This window comes from Pseudomonas sp. AAC (assembly GCF_000725445.1).
Taxonomy (GTDB): Bacteria; Pseudomonadota; Gammaproteobacteria; order Pseudomonadales; family Pseudomonadaceae; genus Pseudomonas; species Pseudomonas citronellolis.
Window position 1 is genome coordinate 152,660 of sequence record NZ_KL647101.1, and the last position, 22,633, is coordinate 175,292.

Below are 22,633 nucleotides of genomic sequence, written 5' to 3' on the forward strand. Positions count from 1 at the left end.
GAGCCCCGATGAAGATCACCCACCTCAAGGACACCCCCAACGCGCCCCTGGGCGAAGCCAGCCCGGTCGGCGTGCCGCTGGGCGAGCCGGTCTCGCACACCCGCGTGGCCGAAGTGGAACGCCCCGACCAGGTCGACACCGGCATCTGGGAATGCACCCCGGGCCGCTGGCGCCGGCAGATCGTCGAGCAGGAGTTCTGCCACTTCATCAGCGGCCGCGGCACCTTCACCCCGGACGACGGCGAGCCCATCGCCTTCCAGGCCGGCGACGCCTTCCTGCTGCCACAGAACAGCCTGGGGGTGTGGGACATCCAGGAGACGGTGCGCAAAACGTACGTGATCATCAAGCGCTGAGGCGCTCTTCGTAGGATGGGTTGAGCTTGCGATACCCATCAGGCCATGGCGATGGGTATCGCTTCGCTCAACACCATCCTACGACGGTGATCTCCTGCCATGTGGGGAGCGAGCTTGCTCGCGAATGGCGCCTCCCGATGACTACGGTGTTTCGGGTTGACTCCGCCCCCTCTCCCCAGCCCTCGGCTACGCGCCCCGCCCTGAAGGGAGAGGGGGCTAGTCCGTGCCGAGAGGAGGAACGGTTTCAGCCGGTAATCACTGTGCTAGCCGGCTAACGCCGAAATATCAGCATCTGCCCAACGGTCCCCTCTCCCTTCAGGGAGAGGGTTAGGGAGAGGGAAAGGCGCTTCCCTCATGCAGCGGCGTCCCAGGGGAACTCCATTCGCGAGCAAGCTCGCTCCTACGAAAAGCAACCCCGTCCCTCAAAACTTCCCATGCCGCCCCTCCCCCCGCGCGAAGCGTTGCGCCCCGGCCTGGGTCTCGCCGCTGAGAATCACCATCAGCCCACCCTGGAATTCATTCGCCATGGCCACGTCGAACGACTGGTTCCACTGCGCGTAGACGCTGTCGCGGTCCGCCAGCATGCAGGCCTGGGGGAAGTCGGCGATCTGCCGGGCCAGGTCCTCGGCGGCGGCGCGGGCTTCGCCCTTGGCCACCACGCGGTTGGCCAGGCCCATGCCCAGGGCTTCCTGGGCGGCGACCGGGCGGCCGGTGAGGATCAGGTCCAGCGCCCGGCCCTGGCCGATGATGCGCGGCAGGCGCACGGTGCCGCCGTCGATCAGCGGCACGCCGAAGCGCCGGCAGAACACCCCGCACACCGCGTCCTCGGCCATCACCCGCAGGTCGGCCAGCAGCGCCAGCTCCAGGCCGCCGGCCACGGCGTAGCCCTCGATTGCGGCGATCAACGGCTTGTTCAGGTGCATGCGGCTGGGGCCCATGGGGGCGTCGCCTTCCATTTCCAGGCGGTTACGCCGCTCGCTGCCCTCGGCCACCGCGGCGAGGTCGGCGCCGGCGCAGAAGGTGCCGCCGGCGCCGGTGAGCACCGCCACCTTCGCCTGCTCGTCGGCCTCGAAGGCGCGCAGGGCCTCGGCCAGGGCGTCGGCAGTGGGCCGGTCGACCGCGTTGCGCGCCGCGGGGCGATCGATGATCAGGGTGGTTACCGGGCCGTTGTGCTCGACGATCACGCTCATGCTGGACTCCAGGCTGACGGAAAGGACGAAGGCCGGCTTGCGCCGGCCTTCCACCTTACTGCGTCACGGCGCGCGGAGCAGCACCCCGGCCGTTCCGCCCGTCTGCCTGTCGCGATCAGCCGACGTATTTCTGCAGGTTGGCCATCATCTCGCGCAGGGCCTCGACGTTGTCCGCCGGGTGCACGGCGTTCTCGAAGCTGCTGATCTGCTGCCAGTGCGCCGCCACGTCCTCGGCGTCGAAGCCTTCGCGCGGGTCGAAGCCGAAGCCCAGGCTGCGCTCCCAGCGCACCTTGCCCATCCAGCCGCCGCCCACTTCATACAGGCCGGAGGTGTCCTGGCAGGCCTCGCTGCCCAGGTAGACCACCAGCGGGCTGACCAACTCGGGCTTGAGCTGCTCGAACACCTGCGGCGGGATCAGCCCCTCGGTCATGCGGGTGCCGCCGGTGGGGGCGATGGCGTTGACCAGGATGTTGCTCTTGCGCCCTTCCAGGGCCAGGGTGCGGGTCAGGCCGTAGAGGCCGAGCTTGGCCATGCCGTAGTTGCTCTGCCCGAAGTTGCCGTAGATGCCCGAGGTGGAGGCGGTGAAGATCACCCGCCCGTAGCCCTGCTCGCGCATCAGCGGCCAGGCGGCGCGGGTCACCTTGTAGGCGCCCTCGACGTGGACCTTGTAGACCAGGTCCCAGTCGGCGTCTTCCATCTTGTGGAAGGTCTTGTCGCGCAGGATGCCGGCGTTGTTCACCACCACGTCGACGCGGCCGAAGGCTTCCACGGCCTCGCGCACGATGTTCTCGCCGTCGGTCACCGAATCGTGGTTGGCGATGGCGGTGCCGCCGGCGGCGCGGATCTCCGCCACCACGCGGTCGGCGGCCGAAGCGTTGGCGCCCTCGCCATGGGTGCTGCCGCCCAGGTCATTCACCACCACCTTGGCGCCATGTTTGGCGAACAGCAGGGCGTGGGCACGGCCAAGGCCGCCGCCGGCACCGGTGACGATCACGACCTTGTCGTCGAAACGAACGGCATCACTCATGGTTGGTACTCCCAGGCAGGTTGATGGCTACGGAGTGTCAAACAGACGTTTGACGGTCACAACCAAGACGCCGGGCCTGAATATGCCGCGATAAGGTCCGGGGATGATGCCGGCGGCCCCTTCAGGCCGCCGGCTGCACCTGCCCGGCCAGGCGCGCGCGGAACGCCAGGTAGTGCGCCAGCACCTGCTCCGGCGCCTCGGTCTGCGGGTAGTGGCCGATGCCGTCGAGCATCACCGTGTCCGGCCGCGGGATCAGCTGGCGGTAGCGCTCGACCATGTGCGCGCCGGAGATCGGGTCCACGGGCCCGTCGATCAGCCGCAATGGCACGGACGTGCGCTGCATGGCGCCCACCCAGCGCTCGCGGTGTTCGCGGCGGTCGAGGATGTAGTGGATCAGCCGGTGCATCACCTTCGGCCCGTCGTTGCAGGCGATCAGGCTCCAGAACGCGTCCAGCTCCTCCTCGCTCGGCCGGGTGCGCGGGCCGAACACCTTGGCGAAGTTGGCGGCCAGCTTGCCACGGTCGAAGAAGCGCCCGAAGAAGCCGCCCAGCGGGCTGAGCAGCAGCTTCTGCGAGAGCACCGGGCGGTGCGTCTCGGGGAACAGCCCGCCATTGAGGAACACCAGCGAGGCCAGTTGGATTTGTCCTTCCAGGTGCCGCGCCAGCAGTTCCTGGCCGACGCTGTTGCCGTAGTCGTGGACCAGCAGGTGCACGGGCTCGCGCACCGCCAGATGCTCCAGCAGCGCCTGCTGCAGGTCGGCCTGCTCATGGATGCGGTAGGCGTGGTTGCGCGGCTTGGCAGAATCGCCGAAGCCGAGCATGTCGCAGGCGATCACCCGGTAGCGCCCGGCCAACGGCTGCCACAGCTTGTTCCAGTCCCAGGAGGCGCTGGGGAAGCCGTGGATCAGCAGCAGCGGCTCGCCCGCGCCGGCCTCCCAGTAGCGGATGGCGTGGCCGTTGAAGTCGAAGGTGCGCCCCTGCGCGCGCCAGTCGCGCAGGGGGATGGCGATGCCGGCCATCAGTCGCGGTAGCCGGGGTTCTGCAGGTCGAGCTTGCGCAGCAGCGCCGGCCAGGCCAGGCCCCCGCCCATGCCCTGGGAGGTCTTCATCACCCCGGCGACCATCGCCCGGGCGCCGTCGAGGATCTGCTGCGGGATGCGGATCAGCTCGCCGCCGCCGCTCTGCGCCATCACCTGCGCCTCGCAGGCGCGCTGCAGGGTGAACATGCCGAGGAAGGCGTCGGCCACGGTGCCGAAGGCGGTGAGCAGGCCGTGGTTGGGCAGGATCATGAAGTGCTTGTCGCCCAGGTCGGCCTGCAGGCGGGCCTTCTCGTCGTGGTTCAGGGCCACGCCCTCGTAGCCGTGGTAGGCCAGGCTGGAGAGCACGAACAGCGACTGCTGCGACAACGGCAGCAGGCCGTTCTTCTGCGCCGACACGGCGATGCCGGCGGGGGTGTGAATGTGCAGCACGCAACCGACGTCGTGGCGCACCTCGTGCACGGCGCTGTGGATGGTGTAGCCGGCGGGGTTGATGTCGTAGGGGCTGTCCATCAGCTTCTTGCCGGCCAGGTCCACCTTCACCAGGCTGGAGGCGGTGATCTCGTGGAACATCATGCCGTAGGGGTTGATGAGGAAGTCCTCGGTGCCCGGGACCTTGGCCGAGATGTGGGTGAAGATCAGGTCGTCCCAGCCGTACAGGGCGATCAGCCGGTAGCAGGCGGCGAGGTCGACGCGGGTCTGCCATTCGGCCTCGGAGACCTGGTCTTTCACGGAAGGTGCGGGAGCGGCGGCGTTCATGGGGCGGTCCTCATCGTTGTTGTTGTTCGATGGGGCCAGTCTAGTCAGGCGAAGGCCGCGGGACTGTCGGGGGTCTGACAGTCCTCTCCTACAACTGCGGCAAACACCACGCCCCGTAGGATGGGTTGAGCGAAGCGATACCCATCACCGCGACCGCATGGGTATCGCAAGCTCAACCCATCCTACGAAAGGCACCTCGGCGCGGCTCGCTCCTACAGGACCAGCGCGACGGCGGGCGCCAGCATCAGGTTGAACAGCCCGGTGAGGACCATCAGCAGCCCCGCCGTGGAGCCCTCCTCGCCGCCGAACTCGTAGGCCCGGCTGGTACCCGCGCCGTGGGCGCCGACGCCCAGCAGCGCGCCGCGGGCGAGGGTCGAGCGCAGCGGCAGCAGCTTCATCAGCAGGCCGCCGGCCAGGGCGCCGAACACCCCGGTGATCATCACGAAGGCGGCGGTCAGCTCCGGCACGCCGCCCAGGTCGTGGGACATCTCCATGGCCAGCGGCGTGGTGATCGAACGCGGCACCAGCGACAGCGCCACCTGGCCGTCCAGCGCCAGGGCGTTGGCCAGCATCCAGGAACTGCCGATGGCCACTGCGGAGCCGGCGCACATGCCCACCAGCAGCGCCGGCCAGTGCCGCGCCAGCAGCGCGCGCTGCTGCCAGATGGGTACGGCGAAGGCCACGGTGGCCGGGCCGAGCAGCGCCACCAGCCAGTTGGTGTCGCGCGAGTAGTCGGCGTAATGGGCGTGCAGCGGGATGGCCACGGCGAACAGCAGCACCGGGACGAACACGATGGGCGCGAAGCCGTACCAGCGCACGCGCTTGTACAACTGGCGGCTGAACAGGTAGCCGCCGAGGGTCAGGGCCAGCCAGAACAGGGCTTGCTTATCGAGACTCATGGCGCGACCTCCAGCGGTACATGCCCTCTACCGACAGCGCGGTGACCAGCATCACCAGCAGCGTGCTGCACATGATCACCAGCAATATCTTCCAGCCCTCGCTGCGCAGCAGCGGGCCATAGTCCAGCAGGCTCATCAGCGCGGGGATGAAGAACAGCAGCATCTCCGCCAGCAGCAGCCCGGCGCCGCCCTGCAGCAGGGCCGGGCGGATCGCCCCGCTGGCGAACAGCGCCAGCAGCAGGCCGAGCCCCACCACCCCGCCGGGCAGCGGCAGGCCGGTGGCTTGCGCCAGCCAGCCGCCGAACCACCAGAAGGCGATGAGGACGGCGAGTTCGAAGCCCAGTCGGGCGATGCGGCGGATCATTTCGGGTGCCTGCGTGGCGGTGTGCTGTGGATGGCGCTCAGGTTAAGCCCGGGGCTACTATCCCCAAAGCGAATTGTTCGAATCGAGGCCATTCCAAAATGGAATTCAAGCAACTGCGCAGCTTCGTCGAAGTGGTGCGCCAGGGCAGCTTCACCCAGGCCGCGCAGCGCCTGCACGCCAGCCAGTCGGCCATCAGCAAGCAGGTGGCCCAGCTGGAGCAGAGCCTGCACGTGCAACTGCTGGAACGCAGCGGCCCCCACGTGCGCCTGACCGCCGCCGGCGAAGTGGTGCGGCGCCGCGCCGAGGACATGCTGCGCCTGCGCCGCGAACTGCTGATCGAACTGGACGACCTCAGCCAGATGCGCCGCGGCGAACTGCGCCTGGGCCTGCCGCTGCTGGGCGCCGACGCCCTGTTCGCCTGGCGCTTCGCCGAATACCGCAAACGCTACCCGCACATCCAGGTGCACCTGGTGGAAGGCGGCAGCAAGAGCCTGGAACAGGCGCTGCACGCCGGCGAACTGGAACTGGCCGGCGCGCTCACGCCGAACGACCCGGCCTTCGACTGGCAGCCGTTCTGCAACGAGCCGCTGGACGCCCTGCTGCCGGCCGAACACCCGCTGGCCGGGCGCGAAAGCATCGCCCTGGCCGAACTGGCCGACACGCCCTTCCTGCTCTACCAGCAGAGCTTCACCCTCAACGACCGCCTGCTGCGCGCCTGCCGCGAGGCCGGCTTCGAACCCCGCGAGGGCGGGCGCAGCGGCCAGGCCGACTTCCTCGGCGCGTTGGTGGCCGCCGGGCAAGGCGTGGTGCTGCTACCACGGGTGGTGGCACAGGAAGTGGAACGGCCGGGAGTGGCGCGGGTGCTGCTGAGCGAGCCGGACCTGCGCTGGGACATCTGCTTCATCTGGCGCCGCGACGCCTACCTGTCCCATGCGGCCAAGGCGTGGCTGGCGCTGCTGGAGGAGTTTCCGCTGCATCCCATGGGCTGAGCGGGCATCGCGGACGGAGTCCGCTCCTACGGTTCCAGGAAGCACGGCTTTTCGTAGGGTGGCGTTGAGCGAAGCGACACCCATCAGCGCAACCGCATGGGTTTCGCAAGCTCAACCCATCCTACGAAGAGCACCTCGGCGCAAGACAGTCGCTCCTACGTTGCAGGCGAGCACAGCTTCTCGCAGGAGCAGGCCCTGCCTGCGATTCGCGCGCAGGGCGCGCTCCTACAGGTGGGGCCCGCTGCAGGTCGTGCATCAACCCTTCAACGCAGCGATGAACTCGGCGATCCAGGGCTCGGCGTCGGTCTCCGGGGTGACCGTCTCGCTGGCGTCCAGGCGCAGCATCGGCAGCACCTCGCGCAGGCCCAGTTCGGCGTACAGCTCGCGCACCTGCTCGCCGCCGCCGCAGTAGGTGTCGCCGTAGCTGGAGTCGCCCAGGCCGATCACCGCGCCGGGCAGGCCGCGCCAGTTCGGCAGGCGGTCGCGCAGGGCGTAGTACAGCGGCTGGATGTTGTCCGGCAGCTCGCCCAGGCCGGTGGTCGAGGTGACCGTCAGGAAGGCGTCGGGCGCGGCTTCGATCAGCGCGTCCAGGGTGGCGCGCGGCTCGAACCAGGTCTCCAGGCCCGCGGCCTCCAGCAGGCGCCTGGCATGGCGCGCGACCTCTTCGGCGGTGCCGTAGACCGACCCGGACAGAATGGCGACTTTCATGGAAACTCCCGGTTCATGCGACAAACGCCCATTATGCCGCAAGCCGGCCACGGGTGTTCGCCGGCGCCGCCGGGCTGGTATAGTTTTTTCCCACCGCGCCGCTCGGATATGCCTCCGCCGGCCGTTTTCCACCAGCCACGAGGCTCGCATGAGCGCATCCCCGGCCCCCATCCTGATCACCGGCGCCAGCCAGCGCGTCGGCCTGCACTGCGCGCTGCGCCTGCTCGACGCGGGCCAGCCGGTGATCGTCAGCTACCGCAGCGACAAGCCCGGGCTGCAGCAACTGCGCGAGCGCGGCGCGACCTGCCTTTACGGCGACTTCGCCGACGAGGCCGGCATCCTCGCCTTCATCGACGAACTCAAGGCGCACACCGACAGCCTGCGCGCCATCGTCCACAACGCCTCGGCATGGCTCGCCGAAACGCCCGGCCACGAGGCCGAGGCCTTCCGCGCGCTGTTCAGCGTGCACATGCTCGCCCCCTACCTGATCAACCTGCACTGCGCGCCGCTGCTGGAGCGCTCGCAGCCGGCCGACATCATCCACGTCAGCGACGACGTGGTGCGCAAGGGCAGCGCCAAGCACGTCGCCTACTGCGCCAGCAAGGCCGGGCTGGACAGCCTGACGCTGTCCTTCGCCGCGCGCCTGGCGCCGAAGATCAAGGTCAACACCATCGCCCCGGCGCTGGTCATGTTCAACGCCGGGGACGACGCCGACTACCGCGCGCGCACCCTGGCGAAATCCGCCCTGGGCATCGAGCCCGGGCCGGACGTCGTCTACCAGGCCATCCGCTACCTGCTGGACACCCCCTACGTCACCGGCACCACCTTGACCGTCAACGGCGGCCGGCACCTCAAATGACCGCCCGGCGTGGCGCGAGGAAACCTGCAATGACCGATTCCCTGTCCGCGAACTACCGCGAGATACTCCTGGGCCTGGGCGAGAACCCCGAGCGCGAGGGCCTGCTCGACACCCCCAAGCGCGCCGCCAAGGCCATGCGCTACCTGTGCCACGGCTACGAGCTGAGCCTGGAAGAGGTGGTCAACGGCGCGCTGTTCGCCTCGGATAACGACGAGATGGTGATCGTTCGCGACATCGAGCTGTATTCGCTGTGCGAACACCACCTGCTGCCCTTCATCGGCAAGGCCCATGTGGCGTACATTCCCACCGGACGGGTGCTGGGCCTGTCGAAGGTGGCGCGCATCGTCGACATGTTCGCCCGCCGCCTGCAGATCCAGGAGAACCTGACGCGGCAGATCGCCGAGGCGGTGGAGCGCATCACCGGCGCCGCCGGCGTGGCGGTGGTGATCGAGGCCCAGCACATGTGCATGATGATGCGCGGGGTGGAGAAGCAGAACTCGCAGATGTTCACCTCGGTGATGCTCGGCGCCTTCCGCGACTCCAGCAACACCCGCCAGGAATTCCTGCAACTGATCGGACGGAGCAAGTGACAATGACGCAATTGCAGCCGGGCATGGCGCGGATCCGCGTGAAGGATCTGCGCGTGCGCACCTACATCGGCATCAAGGAAGAGGAAATCCTCAACAAGCAGGACGTGCTGATCAACCTGACCATCCTCTACCCCTCGCAGGAGGCGGTGCAGGTCAACGACATCGAGCACGCGCTGAACTACCGCACCATCACCAAGGCGATCATCGCCCACGTCGAGGAGAACCGCTTCGCCCTGCTGGAGCGCCTGACCCAGGAAATCCTCGACCTGGTCATGGCCCACCCGGCGGTGCGCTACGCCGAGGTGGAAGTGGACAAGCCCCACGCCCTGCGCTTCGCCGAATCGGTGTCGATCGCCCTCGCCGCGCAGCGCTGAGCCGCGCGGCGCCGCCTGGCCAACGGCCATTGCTGGCGCCCGCCCCCGCTCTTATCATCTGCGCAGCCCCGAAGAGCCCCGACGTCCCACGACGACGCGCCACGCGAGAGCCCGACCCATGAGCAAGCCCGAACACAGCATCCTCGACCTCAGCCAGGAACAACGCACGGAACTGGAAGCCGCGGCGTTCCGCACCCTGGTGCAGCACCTGCGCAACCGCAAGGACGTGCAGAACATCGACCTGATGAACCTCGCCGGCTTCTGCCGCAACTGCCTGTCCAAGTGGTACAAGGCCGCGGCCGACGACATGGGCCTGGAACTGAGCCCGGAACAGGCCCGCGAGGAGATCTACGGCATGCCTTACGCCGAATGGAAGGCGAAATACCAGAAGGAGGCCTCGCCCGAGCAGCAGGCCGCCTTCGACACCGCCAAGAAACACTGACGAGCCCGCCTTGATGACCCTCACCGATTTCCGCGCGCGCCTGCGCAGCGAGCAGCACCTGTTCACCGATACCCTGGCGTTCATCGCCGAGCACTACAGCTACAGCCCCAGCGCCTTCAGCAACGGCCCGGTGGAGAACCCGGCCGGGCAGAACGAGGGGTCCTGCAAGACGCTCGGCTTCGCCATCCTCGAGGGTCTGAGCCTGGAGGAAACCCTGCTGGCCTTCGGTGAGCATTACCGCGCGGTGCGTGATACGCCCGAGGGTACTGATCACGCCAATATCCGGGCGTTGCAGAATACCGGCCTGGCCGGCGTGCGCTTCGAACGCCAGCCGTTGTCACGGCGCGGTTGAGGCCTCGGATACAGAAAAGCCCCGCTGATGCGGTAATGCTGTTCACTTAAGCGATATGTGGTGGTTCAGCGAAGGTGCGCCAGCCTGGCTTCGCTCCCTCACCCCAGCCCTCTCCCAAAGGGAGAGGGGGCTGTTCGGAGCGTGCGGGGAGTTCGGCGTCATCCCGGAACGCCTACCTCCTCCCGTCATTCCCGAGAACGCGAACCCTGGGTTCGCGAGCAAGCGCGCTCCTACGAAAAGCCAAAGCGCATTCGCTCTGGCTTTTGGACTTCCAGAGAAATACCCGAGCGCACCGAAACGCCCCTTCAGCAGGCCGAACGAAACCGGCGCTCAGGAGGTCATGCGACATGGATGTCGCGAGAGCCCCGATGGGCTACAGGGACGTACCCTCGGGGCGGGCCTCCGTGGCGGGGGAATTCGCGAGGGTAGCCCGGCTCCATCGGGCCCGTATGTCGGGGCAAGCCTTTTTGGTTCCTTTTGTGGCGTTTGACAAAAGGGACTCGCCCGAGGGGGCGAAACAAGACGGTCGGGCAGACTCGGTGCGGCGCAGAAACACCCAAGCCAAGGCAACTGGGTTTCCGCGTTCGCAAGCCAAGCCATAGCCCCAGCCATATGAAAATACCGTTTCCCCCAGGCAGAGAAACGGCATCCTTTCTTAAGTGAACAGCATTACGCTGATGCGGGGCTTTTTCTTGGGGGCTGGAGGGCCTGGGGCTCATTGGTCAACGGTCTGTGCCGAAACGCTTTTCGTAGGATGGGTTGAGCGAAGCGATACCCATCACCGCCACCGCATGGGTTTCGCAGGCTCAACCCATCCTACGAAGAGCACCTCGGTGCAGCCGGCAAGACAGTTGCTCCTACAGTTCCAGGAAAGCTCGGGTATCCTCCTCCCAAAAAGGAAAAAGCCCCGACCAGCGGGGCTCCGTCCTGCACGCCGGCTCTTGGGGCCGTTACAACGAATCCAGGTAGCGCTCCACGTCCAGCGCCGCCATGCAACCGGCGCCGGCCGAGGTGATGGCCTGGCGATAGACGTGGTCGGCCACGTCACCCGCGGCGAACACGCCGGGGATGCTGGTAGCGGTAGCGTTGCCATCACGGCCGCCGTTGACCACCAGGTAGCCGTCCTTCAGTTGCAGCTGATGCTCGAACAGCGAGGTGTTCGGCGTGTGCCCGATGGCCACGAACAGCCCGTCCACCTTCAATTCCTCGGCGCTGCCATCGTTGTTGCGCAGACGCACGCCGGTGACGCCCATGTCGTCACCCAGCACCTCTTCCACCCGGGCGTTCAGCTTCAGGGCGATTTTCCCCTCGGCTATACGGGCGCGCAGCTTGTCCTGCAGAATCTTCTCGGCGCGGAAGGTCTCGCGGCGGTGCACCAGGGTCACCTTGCTGGCGATGTTGGCCAGGTACAGCGCCTCTTCCACCGCCGTGTTGCCGCCACCGACCACCGCCACTTCGCGGTTGCGGTAGAAGAAGCCGTCGCAGGTGGCGCAGGCGGAAACGCCCTTGCCCATGAACGCTTCTTCCGAGGGCAGGCCCAGGTAGCGGGCGCTGGCGCCGGTGGCGATGATCAGCGCATCGGCCGTGTAGGTGCCGCTGTCGCCCTTGAGCACGAACGGCTTGCCGGCCAGGTCCACGGCGTTGATGTGGTCGAAGACGATCTCGGTCTCGAAGCGCTCGGCGTGCTCCTGCATGCGCTGCATCAGCGCGGGCCCGGTGAGTCCGTGGGGGTCGCCGGGCCAGTTGTCCACCTCGGTGGTGGTGGTCAGTTGGCCGCCGGCCTGCAGGCCGGTGATCAGCAGCGGCCTGAGGTTGGCGCGGGCGGCATAGACGGCGGCCGAGTAACCGGCGGGGCCGGAGCCCAGGATGATGACGCGGGCGTGACGAACTTCAGGCATGACTGACTCCTCGTCGAACAAGAAAAGGGAGCTGCCAAGGTACCTGGGGGAAGGCTGGGAGGAGCGGCAGCTCCCGCTAAACGCACAGATCGCGAGGAAGACAGGGCCGTCAGGAGCGGGCGGCGCTGCCGTGGAGTCATCCACGGCCTGAAGTCTGTCAGACGTTTCCCAATACCACCTTGAGATAAGTCAGGGACATCCCGCTTCGCCGGCCGGTCAGTTCGCGACTGGAGATTGCCGCGCAGCGTATAGCCCGCGCGGGCCCAGGCGAAATGCCCAATCTCAATGCCTCTGATAGAGCCCCCCTATCTCCCGCGGCGGGCCAACTAGACTCAGGAGGTCCGCCCCTCTCCACCCGCCACCTGCGTGCCCGGCATGACCCTGAGAAACCGCCTGCTCCTGCTGTTCCTGCCGCTGCTCGCCCTCATCCTGCTGGGCATCTGGCAGCTGTCGGAACACATCCTCCTCGCACGCTTCGACCGCAACGACCGCCAGCGCCTGTACGACGAGGTGCGCGTGCTCGACAACCGCCTGGCCTTCGAGAAGAAGCGCCACCTGGACCTGCTGCGCAGCTATGCCTGGTGGGATGCCAGCTACCGCTTCGTGGCGCACCCCACGCCGGGGTTCGTGCGGGAGAACCTGGACATCGACATGCTCGGCAACCTGGGCTTCGACTTCGCGCTCTACCTCGACCGCCAGGGCCGCGTCGTCGCCCAGCGCTGGGAGGAGGCGCGGCTCGCCGCGCCCCAGGCGATAACCGGCGCGCCCAGCCCCGAGCGGCTGCGCCAGGCCCTGCTGCGCAGCGCCCTGGACCTGGGCGTGCTGGACCTGCAGGGCGACCCGTCGCGCAGCCTGGCGCAATGGCTGCTGGTGGACGGCACCCCGCTGCTGCTGCTCAGCCAGCCGATCAGCGACAACCTGGGCCAGGCCGAACCGGTCGGCGCCATCGTTGCCGGCTACCTGCTCGACCAGCGCCGGGTGAACGCCCTGCAGGAACAGATGGACGCGCGCCTGCAGGTGCAACCCGGGGTGACGCCCGGCGACGGCTGGCGCGCCCTGCACGTGCCGGGGCGCAACGGCGGCGCGTTGCTGAGCCCGCGGCGGGTGCTGGACGCCGACACCCAGCAGGCCACCCTGCTGTTCCTCGATTCCGCCGACGCGCCGCAGTTCAGCCTGGCCATCAACAAGTCGCGGGTCGCCTACCGCCAGGGCCAGGAGGCCATCCGCCTGTTCCTCGGCATGACCTTGCTGATCACCCTCGCCGGCCTGCTGCTGGCCTACCTGGTCCTGGAGTTCTGGGTGATCCGCCGCGTGCAGCGGCTCAACCGCGGGGTGGCGAACATCGGTGCCGACACCGCTGGCCCCGCCCGCCTGGCCGACATGGGCCGCGACGAAGTCGGCCAGTTGGCCTGCGAAGTCAACCAGATGCTCGAACGCCTGGAACGCAGCGAGGCCCGCGACCGCGCCATCCTCGACAGCATCCGCGACGGCTATTTCGAAATGGACGACAGCGGCGTGGTGCTCACGGTGAACGCCGCCTTCTGCCGCCTGCTCGGCTACGCCGCCGAGGAAGTGGAAGGCCACTCCTACCGGGAGCTGCTCGACGAACAGGACGTGGCGCGCGCCCGCGGGCTCTACCAGCAGGTGCGTGACGGCGAGCAGGAAACCACCTTCGCCGCGCCCTTCAAGCGCCGCGACGGCCAGCGCATGGTCTTCGAGACGAAGGTCTCGCCGATCGTCGACGCCCACGGGCAGTTCTGCGGTTTCCGCGGCATCCTCCGCGACATCAGCCTGCAGGTGGCCTACCAGCAGCGCCTGCTGGACCTCGCCTACCGCGACGCGCTGACCGGCCTGGGCAACCGCAAGGCCTTTGGCGAACAGCTGCCCCTGGCCCTGCAGCGCTGCGCCGAAGGCACCGGCCTGGCCCTGCTGTACATCGACCTGGACCACTTCAAGCCGGTCAACGACCGCTACGGCCACGCCGCCGGCGACGCCGTGCTGGTCGCCGTGGGCGAGCGCCTGCGCAACAACCTGCGCCAGCCGGACATGGCCTTCCGCCTGGGCGGCGACGAGTTCGCCGTGATCCTCGAAGGCGTCGACTGCAGCACCGCCGAAGCCCTGGCCGGGCGCCTGCTGGCCTGCCTCAACCAGGACTACCACGCCGGCGAGCAGCGCCTGGAATTCCTCTCCGCCAGCATCGGCATCGCCCTCTACCCGGCCGACGCCGGCGACACCGACGGCCTGCTCCAGGCCGCCGACAGCGCCATGTACCGCGCCAAGCAGCAGCGCAACCACTACAGCCGCTACCGCGCCTGAACTCCACACAACAGGCAAAACAGACGGCTCGCGGCCCCGCGCCGGCCCTGCTAAGGTCGCAAGCTGGTTTCCTACGGAGATGTTCCATGCCCACCCTGAGCGGCCCGCAATACCTCGGCGAAGGCCTGAAACTCATGATGCGCCCGGGGCTGCGCCTGTTCGTGCTGCTGCCCCTGACGGTCAACCTGCTGCTGTTCGTCGGCCTGATCGGCTTCGCGGTGAACCAGTTCAGCCACTGGGTCGACTGGCTGATGCCCAGCCTGCCGCAGTGGCTGGACTTCCTGCAGTACATCCTCTGGCCGCTGTTCGTCCTGCTGGTGCTGCTGATCCTGTTCTTCAGCTTCACGCTGGTGGCCAACCTGATCGCCTCGCCGTTCAACGGCTTCCTCGCCGAGAAGGTCGAAGTGGTGGTGCGCGGCCAGGACGACTTCCCGGCCTTCAGCTGGGCCGAACTGGCCGCCATGGTGCCGCGCACCGTCGCCCGCGAACTGCGCAAGCTCGGCTACTTCCTGCCGCGGGCCATCGCCCTGTTCGTCCTCAGCCTGATCCCCGGCCTGAACATCATCGCCGCCCCGCTGTGGCTGGTGTTCGGCGTGTGGATGATGGCCGTGCAGTACATCGACTACCCGGCCGACAACCACAAGTTGGGCTGGAACGAGATGCTCGCCTGGCTGCGCAGCAAGCGCTGGGCCTGCATGGGTTTCGGTGGCATCACCTACCTCGCCCTGCTGATCCCCGTGGTCAACCTGGTCGCCATGCCCGCCGCCGTGGCCGGCGCGGTGCTGTTCTGGGTGCGCGAGGACGGCGACAAGGCGCTGGTGAAGTAGACCGGCGTCCTCGCTCTGGATGCCTGACGGTTGAGCCATAAGCAGCCGGATTCCTGCTGATTGATGCAGAAGGCAGGTACAGAACATGGCCCTCATCGCTCAGCCGTTCCGGCATTCGGACTAGGGCATCTACTACCTCAGGCGAGCCATCCCGGAAGACCTCCGCCCCATCCCAGGCAAAGCCGGGAGACCCCGCCCAATGCGAACCCGCGCCCCCAGGGGACCAAGATAGTGTTCACAACTGCCCGCACCAGATAGGGGAGCTACTCCGGCAAACATGTCCAGATGGCCCCAGCGTCACTGTTGGCAGGGGTTATACGCCTCGCGGAACCCAACCTCGGTCGCGTATGGCAGATTCGTTCCCGGGATCATTCCCGCAATCACTTTGTTCCGTTCGCTGGGTCGCGTGAAGGCGCCCGCGTTGCCAATCAACAGCGGTTGCCCCTTCGATAGCAGGTAATCATTGATCTGTCCGTGCATCGGCCCGTTGAACTGGCCTTTGTCATCAAGCGGGATGATCATCGCAGCATAGTTGCGGGTGAACATCACGAACGATTCAGGGGCGTCCCGCGCGGTGTCAGTCCTGCCACAGAGCACGTCATCGGGGCGTAGGGTCAGCCAAGTCTTGTACTGGCCGAAGCTGTAGGTGGCAAGGATCAGCCCTTTATGGGTCAAAACGCCCAGCCCGATTTCGGCGCGACAGAAAGCTTCCTGGCCATAGTTGAATGCGCAGAAGTTGGTTTCGGCCATGCTGACGATATCGCCGTGGGCGATGTTCAGGTCATGTTCGATCCGGGCTTGGGCATCGGGGGTCTTGTAGGGGATCGAGCAAGCGGTGAGAGCGACACAGGTGAGCAGGCACAACAGTCGGAGCGAGAGCATCAGCATTCCTTGGCGAAATCAGATATGGCATCCGTAGCCTTGGGACAGGTTGGGTAGCGTTGCCCCACCGGTACTGGCTAGTGGCACAGCATAATAGCGCCGCCAGGAGTGAGATCCGCTAATTTCTCGATATTCAGGCGCGTCGCTCACCCGACATTGAATGTCGCCGCCCCCGATAACCACAAACCGGGCTGGAACGAAATGCTCGCCTGGCTGCGCAGCAAGCGCCGGGCTGCATGGGCTTCGGCGGCGTGACCTACCTGGCGCTGCTGATTCCGCTGGTCAACCTGGTCGCCATGCCCACCGCCATGGCCGGCGCAGTGCTGTTCTGGGTGCGCGAGGACGGCGACAAGGCGCTGGCGACGCGATAGTCGTCCCCATCCAGGCCTCAGGGAGGATCGCGGCGGAACACGCCGCAGGCGTCGCCCGAGGCGTTGTGGAACCGGGCGACCAGGGTCAGGCCCTGGCCGGCCAGGGCGGCGATCTGCTCATCCGGGTGGCGCTTGAGGTCCAGGACGAAGTAACGGAACGCCCCGTCTCCTCGCCGGGCAAGCGCTTCGGCCCGGGTCAGTTGCTCCGGCCCCACATTCCAGCCCGCATAGAACTTCACGCGCTTGTCCTCGGTATAGACCCCATCCGAGGCTTGCAGGTGCTCGCCCACCCAGTGCCCGGCATCGCGCAGTTGCGTCTTGGGTGAAGAAGTGGATACGACGTTGGCCAACGCCTGCACGAGCATGAGTACGACCAGGACGCCGGACAACCTGGGCCAGCGACCCGAGATGACCTGCAGGCCCTCGACGATGCGCGGCAGCAGCAACAGTTCGAGCAAAGCGATGTAGCGCTGGGAAAGGAACAGGTTGCTGTAGAGGAACAGCAGCAATACCGCGGCATACAGCAATGCCGCCAGGTCCAGGGCCAGCCAGGGCCGAGAGCGTGCTCCAGCGAGACTGCGCGTACCGAAACAGAACGGCACGAGCAGCAGCCCCATGCAGCCCGCCACGCGCAACAGAAAATAACCGGCGACGCCCAAGCCAAGGATCAGGCCGGCATCGTCGCGGGCGTACTTGAACGGCATCGCATCGGCAACCTGCGCGGCGAAAGCGGCGAACCCTCCGGACAGGCTACCGAGATCCAGGCGCAGCACGTAGTAGGTGATCCTGCCGCCTGGCAGCAGGCCCGCATGCAATGCCATCACCAGTGCCGCCCCAAGGCCGGCGAAGAGCAGTGCGATCGCGAGCAGGACGCTCCCTTTGCCCAGCGCCGTACGCTGCAAGCGCAATGCGACGAAGAGCACAAGGCCCCCCAACAGGAAAACGGCCTCCAGGCGGAAAAGACAGGCCATGGCAATGGCCAGCAGATTCAGCAGCAATAGGCGCGGCTGCCGGCCTTGGTCCCAGCGCACCAGCGCCCAGAGGGACAGGAACGCAAAGCACCAGAAGCCGTTCTCACGAAGGATGTCCGCCCGATAGCCATTGAACGCCGGCAGGCAGAGCACCGCCAGAGCCGCCCAGGCGGCATGCCGGGGTCTGATGCGGCGTAGCACGTCGACCACCAGGACGCAGGTCAGCGCGCTGAACGTTTCACAGAGCAGATGGGCCAGTGGCTCGAGCCCAAGGCCCGAAAAACGCTGGAGCAACCCCAGGAGAATCGGGAACCAGGGCCAGTCGAATTGGCCACGCGCCGCGGTAATGCCGGATTGCGCGGTGATCCGGGCGATGTCGAGGTACAACGATGCGTCCCGGGCGATCACCGGGTCGAAGATCAAGGCGATCCCCGACAGCAGCAGGCTACCGACGAAGACAACGACGAGCAGTGATTTGCCCTCGAGCAATTTCGCGGTCCATTCGATGTTGCGCTTTCGTAGCCTGTCGGTCAGAGCCACATTCATTGTCGTTGAATACCTGAGAACTTACGTGTCCAGCGGGCAGCCCTTGTCCAGCGCCCAAGGGTGGGGCAGCCGATGTCGGCCCATCTGCGGGTCAGGAACCGATCAGTTCCGCGATAGCCCTCGCGGGCTGCCGGCTCAACGGAGTCTGGTCGGTCGGCAGGAAGCGCTGGGCAAACATCCTGAACTCCAGTTCGGTGATCCCGCCGGGGCTTGGCACCTCCTGGGGCCAGGCGCCTGTGAGGTCGAACAACCCCACCTCGCGCAGATCGGAAATCGCCGCGCTCCACCAAGCCCACTTGCAGGCACGCACATAATCGTCGCCCTGCATCGCACTGCCATACAGGAGCTTCCGAGCGGCTTTCTTCAGCGCCGGACTCACCCCTTTCAGGCGCCATTTGATGCGCAGGCGTTCGAATGGAGACGGCATCGGCCGTTCCCGGGGAACCTCCTCGCACAACGTCAGGAGGGCGGGATCGAAGGCTTCGCCATACCGCTCGAAGAAGACACCGAGCATCGCGTGGAAGTATTCCTTGTGCGCGAAATAGTGCTCGATCTGCCCACGCCCCTCGCTGACCTGGCGACCGTCCAGCTCGAACGACAAAGCGATCTGCTCGATCGTGTGCAGGCCGCTCGTGAAGCGGGACCAGTCGTCGATGCGTTGGATGACCCGCTCCATCAGATGGGCATCATCGCGGGACAGTCCGCAGAGCCCGCTGTTGTAGAAACGGAAAGCGTCGCCGGGCTGCTGCCCGGACTCGACGATGCCGGCCGTGAACATCGCATAGTCCGGACGACGCAGCGCGTCCTTCCAGGTCCACTCGAAGGTATCCACCAGGTAGCGCTGCGGGCCGACCTTTTCGAACAGAGCATCTGGATCGCAGAGGAAGAAGGTGTCCGTGTCGATGAAAACGGTCTTATCCGCCCACTGCGCAGCCGCCGCTATGGCACAGGCCTTGCGCCTGTGGTTGTAGCCGGAAGGCCCGGTCCATGCCTGCAATGTCGCGGCATCGAGTTTCACTACCTCGACCGGCCAGCCATCGAATGCCGCAGGCCGTTCGGTGAGCACCCTGATCACCGGGCCACTATCAGACCGCCTCCTGGCCAACGCGGTGAGAATGCTGAACTTCGCTTCGAACTCGTAGAGTTTGCGATCCCCATAGAGTAGGTAAATCAGCTGTTTATCAACGCGCATGGAGACTTCTTGTCACGATTTCGCACTCTGAAATACTTCATTTCCTACGTCCGCATTGTACGCAAAAGTAATGGCTTTGTGCCATGCAGATGCCGGAATGGATACACGGAGGTACGGAGAGCGAACGGGCGGAAGGCATTGGCCTGCTGGGAATGCCGTCAAAGATGAATGCAGGTCCGTCGTCAGTCGGGGCAGCACTGTTCGGGGGGACCTGGGCAGGGGCAAGCGCCGGTGGAGTGACGTTCACCAGCTGCCGGCTCCAGGCCCTGTCAGAACAACACCCTGAACCCCAGGTTGCCGCTGTAGCCGTGGGCGTCGCCGTCGAAGGCCTGCTGGTAGCCGCCGGTGGCGAAGAAGCTGGTGCGCTTGTCGGCCTGCACGTCCACCCCGAAGGTCAGTTCGCCGCTGCTGCCGCCGATGTCGGACTTGAACGGCACGTCGCCATCGGCCGAGGAGAAGAGCGTCTTCGATTCGCCCTGGAAGTCATGCAGCACGCTGGGGCGCAGCCACAGGCTGACGCGGCGGCTGGACTGGCCCGCCGGGGGCAGCCAGTCCTTGGCCAGGCGCACGCCGGCGCGGGTCACCAGCGACTCGCTGTCGTCGAAGCGCACGCTGGCGGCGCTGTCGCGGCTGTCGCTCAGGTCGAGGCGGGTGTAGGTCGCCTGCAGCTGCGGCTCGACGTACAGGTCCCGACCGACCTCGAACGGGTAGCCGCCCTCCAGCGAGGCGGTGTAGGCCTGGCCATGGCTGTCCAGGTCGTAGGTCTGCCTGGAGTTGGCGTCGATGTCTATGTAGGTGTATTGCAGCACGCCATCCAGGTACCAGCCGCTGGCGCCGAAGTGCGTCCAGTAGCCGCCCAGGCTGTAGCCGCGCAGGGTGTCGTCGCCAGCGTCGCGGCGGTCGTAGTGGTCGACATCGCCCTTGATGTTGCCGAAGGCCAGGGACAGGCCCGCCCGGTCGCTGCTGCCATCGTCCATCTGGCGCTGGAACAGGTCGAGGCCGACCTGGAAGGCGCTGATCTGGTAGTCGTACTTGGGCATCTCGCCGTACTGGCCGTAGTGCTCGCGATCCTGTTGGCCGTTGCGGTAGATCATCCGCCCCCAGCCCAGCGGGCCGTCGCCCGCTGGCCGTTGCTGAAGGGTGCCCTCCAGGCTGCGGTTCTCCTCGCCGACGCGCTCGTGCAGGCTGTCGACCATGGCCTGGGCATAGGTCAGACCCAGGGACGGGATGGCCGCGTACAACGAGGTTTCCGGACGATAGTCGGGCGTGGTGGGCGTGACGGGGCCGCTCGTCGGCGGCGGCGTGGCGCTGTCGTCCTCGCGTTGCGAGCGCAGGAACCAGGAGTCCGGCGCGGAGTCGTCGCGCGAGCCGCGGTACAGGCTGTAGCGATAGGGCCCGGCCTCCAGCGAGTTGCCCAGGGAAAACGCCGAGGCCTCGCTGGTGGCGCCGTTCACCGCGTTGACCAGGAGAATGCCGTTGCCCGGCGTGGCGGCGCCGAGGCCGCCGACGTTGGTGACCTGGAGGCTGGTCTGCCCGCTGGCGCTGCCACCGTCGATGACGAGCTGGTCCGTGGGCGAGGCGTCGCCGCCGAGCACGGTGTTCAGGTTGATCCGGCCGCCCTGGCCGGCGTAGCTCCCCACCGTCAGCTTGTTGCCCACGCCGGTGCCGGCGAGCTGCACCAGCCCGGCGTTGCTCAATGCGCCGCCGATGACGAAGGCGCCCGTACCCTGCCCCGGCAAGGCCGCGTCGGCCACCGCCAGGGTCCCGGCATTGCTCACCGGGCCTTGCACGTTGCCATAGCCGCCCAGGGTCGCGCCGGCCGCCACCTGCACGGCGCCCCCGCCGCTGAGGGCCGCGGACGCATGGGCCGCATCGCCCACCAGTAAGGTGCCGCTGCTGACGGTGGTGGCGCCACTGTAGGGATTGTCGCCGGTCAACAGGGTGGTGCCGGTGCCGATCTGGTTGACCGCGCCGGTCCCCGAGATGCTGCCGTCGAAGGTCAAGGTGTCGGCGCGATTGAATGCCAGCGTGGCGTCGTTCAGCACGTCGCCCACGATCGACCCGGAGGTGCCGCCGTCGCCCAGCTGCAGGGTGCCGGCGGAAATCGTGGTGCCCCCGGCATAGCTGTTGTTGCCGGTGAGGGCGGTGGTGCCGGCGCCGACCTGCTCCAGCGTCCCCGTGCCGGAAATGTCGCCGGCGAGCGTCAGGCTGTCCGAGCGATTGACCACCAGCCGGGCGTCGTCCTGCACGTTGCCGACGATGGAGCCCGAGGTGCCGCCATCGCCCAGCTGCAGGGTGCCGGCGGAAATCGTGGTGCCGCCGGCATAGCTGTTGTTGCCGGTGAGGACAGTGGTGCCGGCGCCCACCTGCTCCAGCGTCCCCGTGCCGGAAATGTCGCCGGCGAGCGTCAGGCTGTCCGAGCGATTGACCACCAGCCGGGCGTCGTCCTGCACGTTGCCGACGATGGAGCCCGAAGTGCCGCCGTCGCCCAGTTGCAGGGTGCCGGCGGAGATCGTTGTGCCGCCGGTATAGGTGTTGTCGCCGGTGAGCACGAGGGTGCCCGTGCCGGCCTTGACCAGGCTTCCTCCGGTCCTGTTGGTGGGCTGCTGGCCGAGGTATTGGCGGTAGGCGTTGATGGCCGCCGAGGTGCCGTCCTGGATGACGCCTGAAATGACGTCGTCGCGGTTCAGCGCCCCCAGCGTCAGCGCCGAATTGGACAGGTAGACCGAGCCCGCGCCGCTCAGCGAGCCAATGGACAGCGCCATGCCGCTGGCCAGGTTCACCACGCCGCCGGCGTTGTTGACCAGGGTTGCGCCAGCGGCGCTGGACGAGCCGCTGAACGAAGTCACGCCGCCGGCGTTGTTGGTGATGGTTGCCGAACCGGCGCTCGACGTCTGGGTGAAGGAGGTCAGGCCGCGGTCGTCGTTGACGATGGTCGCGCTGCCGGCGCTGGAGGCGCCGGCGAAGTTGATCTGGCCCTCGCCCTCGACCGACAGGTTGGCGTTGCCTGCCGTCGAATTCTCGACGAACTGCACCAGCGAACCGCTGAACAGGTCGCCCGGAGTATTGCCGACGACGGTGATGGTGGCGTTCGCCGCCGTGGACGAACCGGCGAAATGCATGGCGTTGTAGGGGTTGCCCGGCGCGGCCGGCGTTGTCCCCTCGAGACTGTAGCTACCGCCGCCGGCCGAGGCCGCGCCATTGAGGTTCAGGCCGGCGCGGCCGGTCAGCTCCAGCGAGCCGGCGTCGATGGTGATGTCGGTGGCGGTGGCGAGCTGCGAACCGGGGATGCCGAAGATATGCGCGTCGTCCGCGGCGCCCGGCACCACGCCGAGGTCCCAGTTGCCGGGGGTATTCCAGTTTCCCCCGTCATTGGCGCCCCGGTCCAGGTGATGGTCTGGGCCGACAGCGTCCCCGAAAACGAAATCAAGGCACAGGTCAACAACGGAATCCTGAACGCCACGGAACTGCCCTCCATAGTCAAATGCACTCGGAAAGCGTAGACGCCGGGAGCGTTTCAGAAAGCGTCGGTCGCCCCTCCTGGCGTGACGGAGACCATCAAGATCGCGATTTTCAGCTCGGCCACAGCCTGCATGGCTTATCGCCACCTCCCCTGAAGGCGTTGTGGGAAGCGGCATTGCGGGAGGCAATTGTCACTGAATATTTTCTGACGCCATAAATCTGACAAC

The 22,633-nt window shown here is 67.0% G+C and carries 21 protein-coding genes and 1 pseudogene; 10 read left to right on the forward strand and 12 right to left on the reverse strand.

The features are described from left to right. Positions 1–8 precede the first annotated feature (8 nt). The gene (locus FG99_RS26190; protein WP_009616056.1) at positions 9–353 is read left to right on the forward strand and encodes a cupin domain-containing protein; all 345 of its coding nucleotides are present in this window, start codon (positions 9–11) and stop codon (positions 351–353) included. 422 nt (positions 354–775) lie between these two features. On the opposite strand, the gene FG99_RS26195 is transcribed toward FG99_RS26190, so the two are convergent. From FG99_RS26195 to FG99_RS26220, 6 genes are all read right to left on the reverse strand, one after another. Next, positions 776–1,543 carry a crotonase/enoyl-CoA hydratase family protein gene (locus FG99_RS26195; protein ID WP_043273383.1) on the reverse strand — a complete coding sequence of 256 codons (768 nt, stop codon included), beginning with the start codon at positions 1,541–1,543 and terminating at the stop codon, positions 776–778. Between the two features lie 115 nt (positions 1,544–1,658). Next, positions 1,659–2,570 (reverse strand): SDR family oxidoreductase, encoded by a 912-nt coding sequence (locus tag FG99_RS26200; RefSeq protein WP_009616054.1) that lies wholly within the window; start codon positions 2,568–2,570, stop codon positions 1,659–1,661. 121 nt (positions 2,571–2,691) lie between these two features. Continuing rightward, positions 2,692–3,588: an alpha/beta fold hydrolase gene (locus tag FG99_RS26205; RefSeq protein WP_043273146.1), complete on the reverse strand. Its 897-nt coding sequence runs from the start codon at positions 3,586–3,588 to the stop codon at positions 2,692–2,694. Then, positions 3,588–4,364 (reverse strand): class II aldolase/adducin family protein, encoded by a 777-nt coding sequence (locus tag FG99_RS26210; protein ID WP_043273147.1) that lies wholly within the window; start codon positions 4,362–4,364, stop codon positions 3,588–3,590. Before FG99_RS26210 ends, FG99_RS26205 begins: the two co-directional genes overlap by 1 nt. Positions 4,365–4,576: 212 nt before the next feature. Beyond that, positions 4,577–5,263, reverse strand: a complete 687-nt coding sequence (locus FG99_RS26215; protein WP_009616051.1) for an LrgB family protein — start codon at positions 5,261–5,263, stop codon at positions 4,577–4,579. Further along, a complete protein-coding gene (locus FG99_RS26220; RefSeq protein ID WP_009616050.1) occupies positions 5,250–5,627 on the reverse strand; it encodes a CidA/LrgA family protein in 378 nt (125 codons plus the stop codon). Before FG99_RS26220 ends, FG99_RS26215 begins: the two co-directional genes overlap by 14 nt. A gap of 98 nt (positions 5,628–5,725) precedes the next feature. Between FG99_RS26220 and FG99_RS26225 the strand changes: the two genes are divergently transcribed. Continuing rightward, a complete protein-coding gene (locus FG99_RS26225) occupies positions 5,726–6,616 on the forward strand; it encodes a LysR family transcriptional regulator (protein ID WP_043273148.1) in 891 nt (296 codons plus the stop codon). Between the two features lie 255 nt (positions 6,617–6,871). Here the strand turns inward: FG99_RS26225 and FG99_RS26230 are convergent, their stop codons facing one another. Then, entirely contained in the window at positions 6,872–7,324 is a 453-nt protein-coding gene (locus tag FG99_RS26230; RefSeq protein ID WP_009616048.1) for a flavodoxin, read from the reverse strand. A 148-nt stretch (positions 7,325–7,472) separates the two neighbouring features. Between FG99_RS26230 and folM the strand changes: the two genes are divergently transcribed. The 5 genes from folM (at position 7,473) to FG99_RS26255 (ending at position 9,941) form a co-directional block, all read left to right on the forward strand. Continuing rightward, positions 7,473–8,183, forward strand: coding sequence for a dihydromonapterin reductase (gene folM / locus FG99_RS26235; protein WP_043273149.1), 711 nt, complete (start codon positions 7,473–7,475; stop codon positions 8,181–8,183). A 29-nt stretch (positions 8,184–8,212) separates the two neighbouring features. Then, positions 8,213–8,773: a GTP cyclohydrolase I FolE gene (gene folE / locus FG99_RS26240; protein WP_009616046.1), complete on the forward strand. Its 561-nt coding sequence runs from the start codon at positions 8,213–8,215 to the stop codon at positions 8,771–8,773. 2 nt (positions 8,774–8,775) lie between these two features. Continuing rightward, a complete protein-coding gene (folX, locus tag FG99_RS26245) occupies positions 8,776–9,147 on the forward strand; it encodes a dihydroneopterin triphosphate 2'-epimerase (protein WP_009616045.1) in 372 nt (123 codons plus the stop codon). A gap of 118 nt (positions 9,148–9,265) precedes the next feature. Continuing rightward, positions 9,266–9,589 (forward strand): DUF1244 domain-containing protein, encoded by a 324-nt coding sequence (locus tag FG99_RS26250; protein WP_009616044.1) that lies wholly within the window; start codon positions 9,266–9,268, stop codon positions 9,587–9,589. A 13-nt stretch (positions 9,590–9,602) separates the two neighbouring features. After that, complete coding sequence (locus tag FG99_RS26255; RefSeq protein ID WP_009616043.1) at positions 9,603–9,941, forward strand: HopJ type III effector protein; 339 nt, start codon at positions 9,603–9,605, stop codon at positions 9,939–9,941. A 950-nt stretch (positions 9,942–10,891) separates the two neighbouring features. On the opposite strand, the gene trxB is transcribed toward FG99_RS26255, so the two are convergent. Next, positions 10,892–11,839 carry a thioredoxin-disulfide reductase gene (gene trxB, locus FG99_RS26260; RefSeq protein ID WP_043273150.1) on the reverse strand — a complete coding sequence of 316 codons (948 nt, stop codon included), beginning with the start codon at positions 11,837–11,839 and terminating at the stop codon, positions 10,892–10,894. 375 nt (positions 11,840–12,214) lie between these two features. Between trxB and FG99_RS26265 the strand changes: the two genes are divergently transcribed. Next, complete coding sequence (locus FG99_RS26265) at positions 12,215–14,155, forward strand: sensor domain-containing diguanylate cyclase (RefSeq protein ID WP_043273384.1); 1,941 nt, start codon at positions 12,215–12,217, stop codon at positions 14,153–14,155. An 86-nt stretch (positions 14,156–14,241) separates the two neighbouring features. Further along, positions 14,242–14,982, forward strand: coding sequence for a sulfate transporter CysZ (cysZ, locus tag FG99_RS26270; protein ID WP_043273152.1), 741 nt, complete (start codon positions 14,242–14,244; stop codon positions 14,980–14,982). A gap of 297 nt (positions 14,983–15,279) precedes the next feature. On the opposite strand, the gene FG99_RS26275 is transcribed toward cysZ, so the two are convergent. Continuing rightward, positions 15,280–15,864: a hypothetical protein gene (locus FG99_RS26275; RefSeq protein WP_043273153.1), complete on the reverse strand. Its 585-nt coding sequence runs from the start codon at positions 15,862–15,864 to the stop codon at positions 15,280–15,282. 174 nt (positions 15,865–16,038) lie between these two features. Between FG99_RS26275 and FG99_RS32275 the strand changes: the two are divergent. Further along, positions 16,039–16,235, forward strand: a pseudogene (locus tag FG99_RS32275) (EI24 domain-containing protein); the annotation flags it as partial. A gap of 17 nt (positions 16,236–16,252) precedes the next feature. On the opposite strand, the gene FG99_RS26280 reads toward FG99_RS32275, so the two are convergent. The 3 genes from FG99_RS26280 to FG99_RS30900 all read right to left on the reverse strand — a co-directional run bounded on the left by FG99_RS26280 (position 16,253) and on the right by FG99_RS30900 (position 22,270). Next, positions 16,253–17,746 carry an ArnT family glycosyltransferase gene (locus FG99_RS26280; protein WP_157763332.1) on the reverse strand — a complete coding sequence of 498 codons (1,494 nt, stop codon included), beginning with the start codon at positions 17,744–17,746 and terminating at the stop codon, positions 16,253–16,255. Positions 17,747–17,843: 97 nt separating this feature from the next. Further along, entirely contained in the window at positions 17,844–18,944 is a 1,101-nt protein-coding gene (locus tag FG99_RS26285) for a hypothetical protein (RefSeq protein WP_064584238.1), read from the reverse strand. 269 nt (positions 18,945–19,213) lie between these two features. Beyond that, positions 19,214–22,270, reverse strand: a complete 3,057-nt coding sequence (locus FG99_RS30900; protein WP_177330924.1) for an autotransporter family protein — start codon at positions 22,268–22,270, stop codon at positions 19,214–19,216. Between the last annotated feature and the right edge of the window lie 363 nt (positions 22,271–22,633).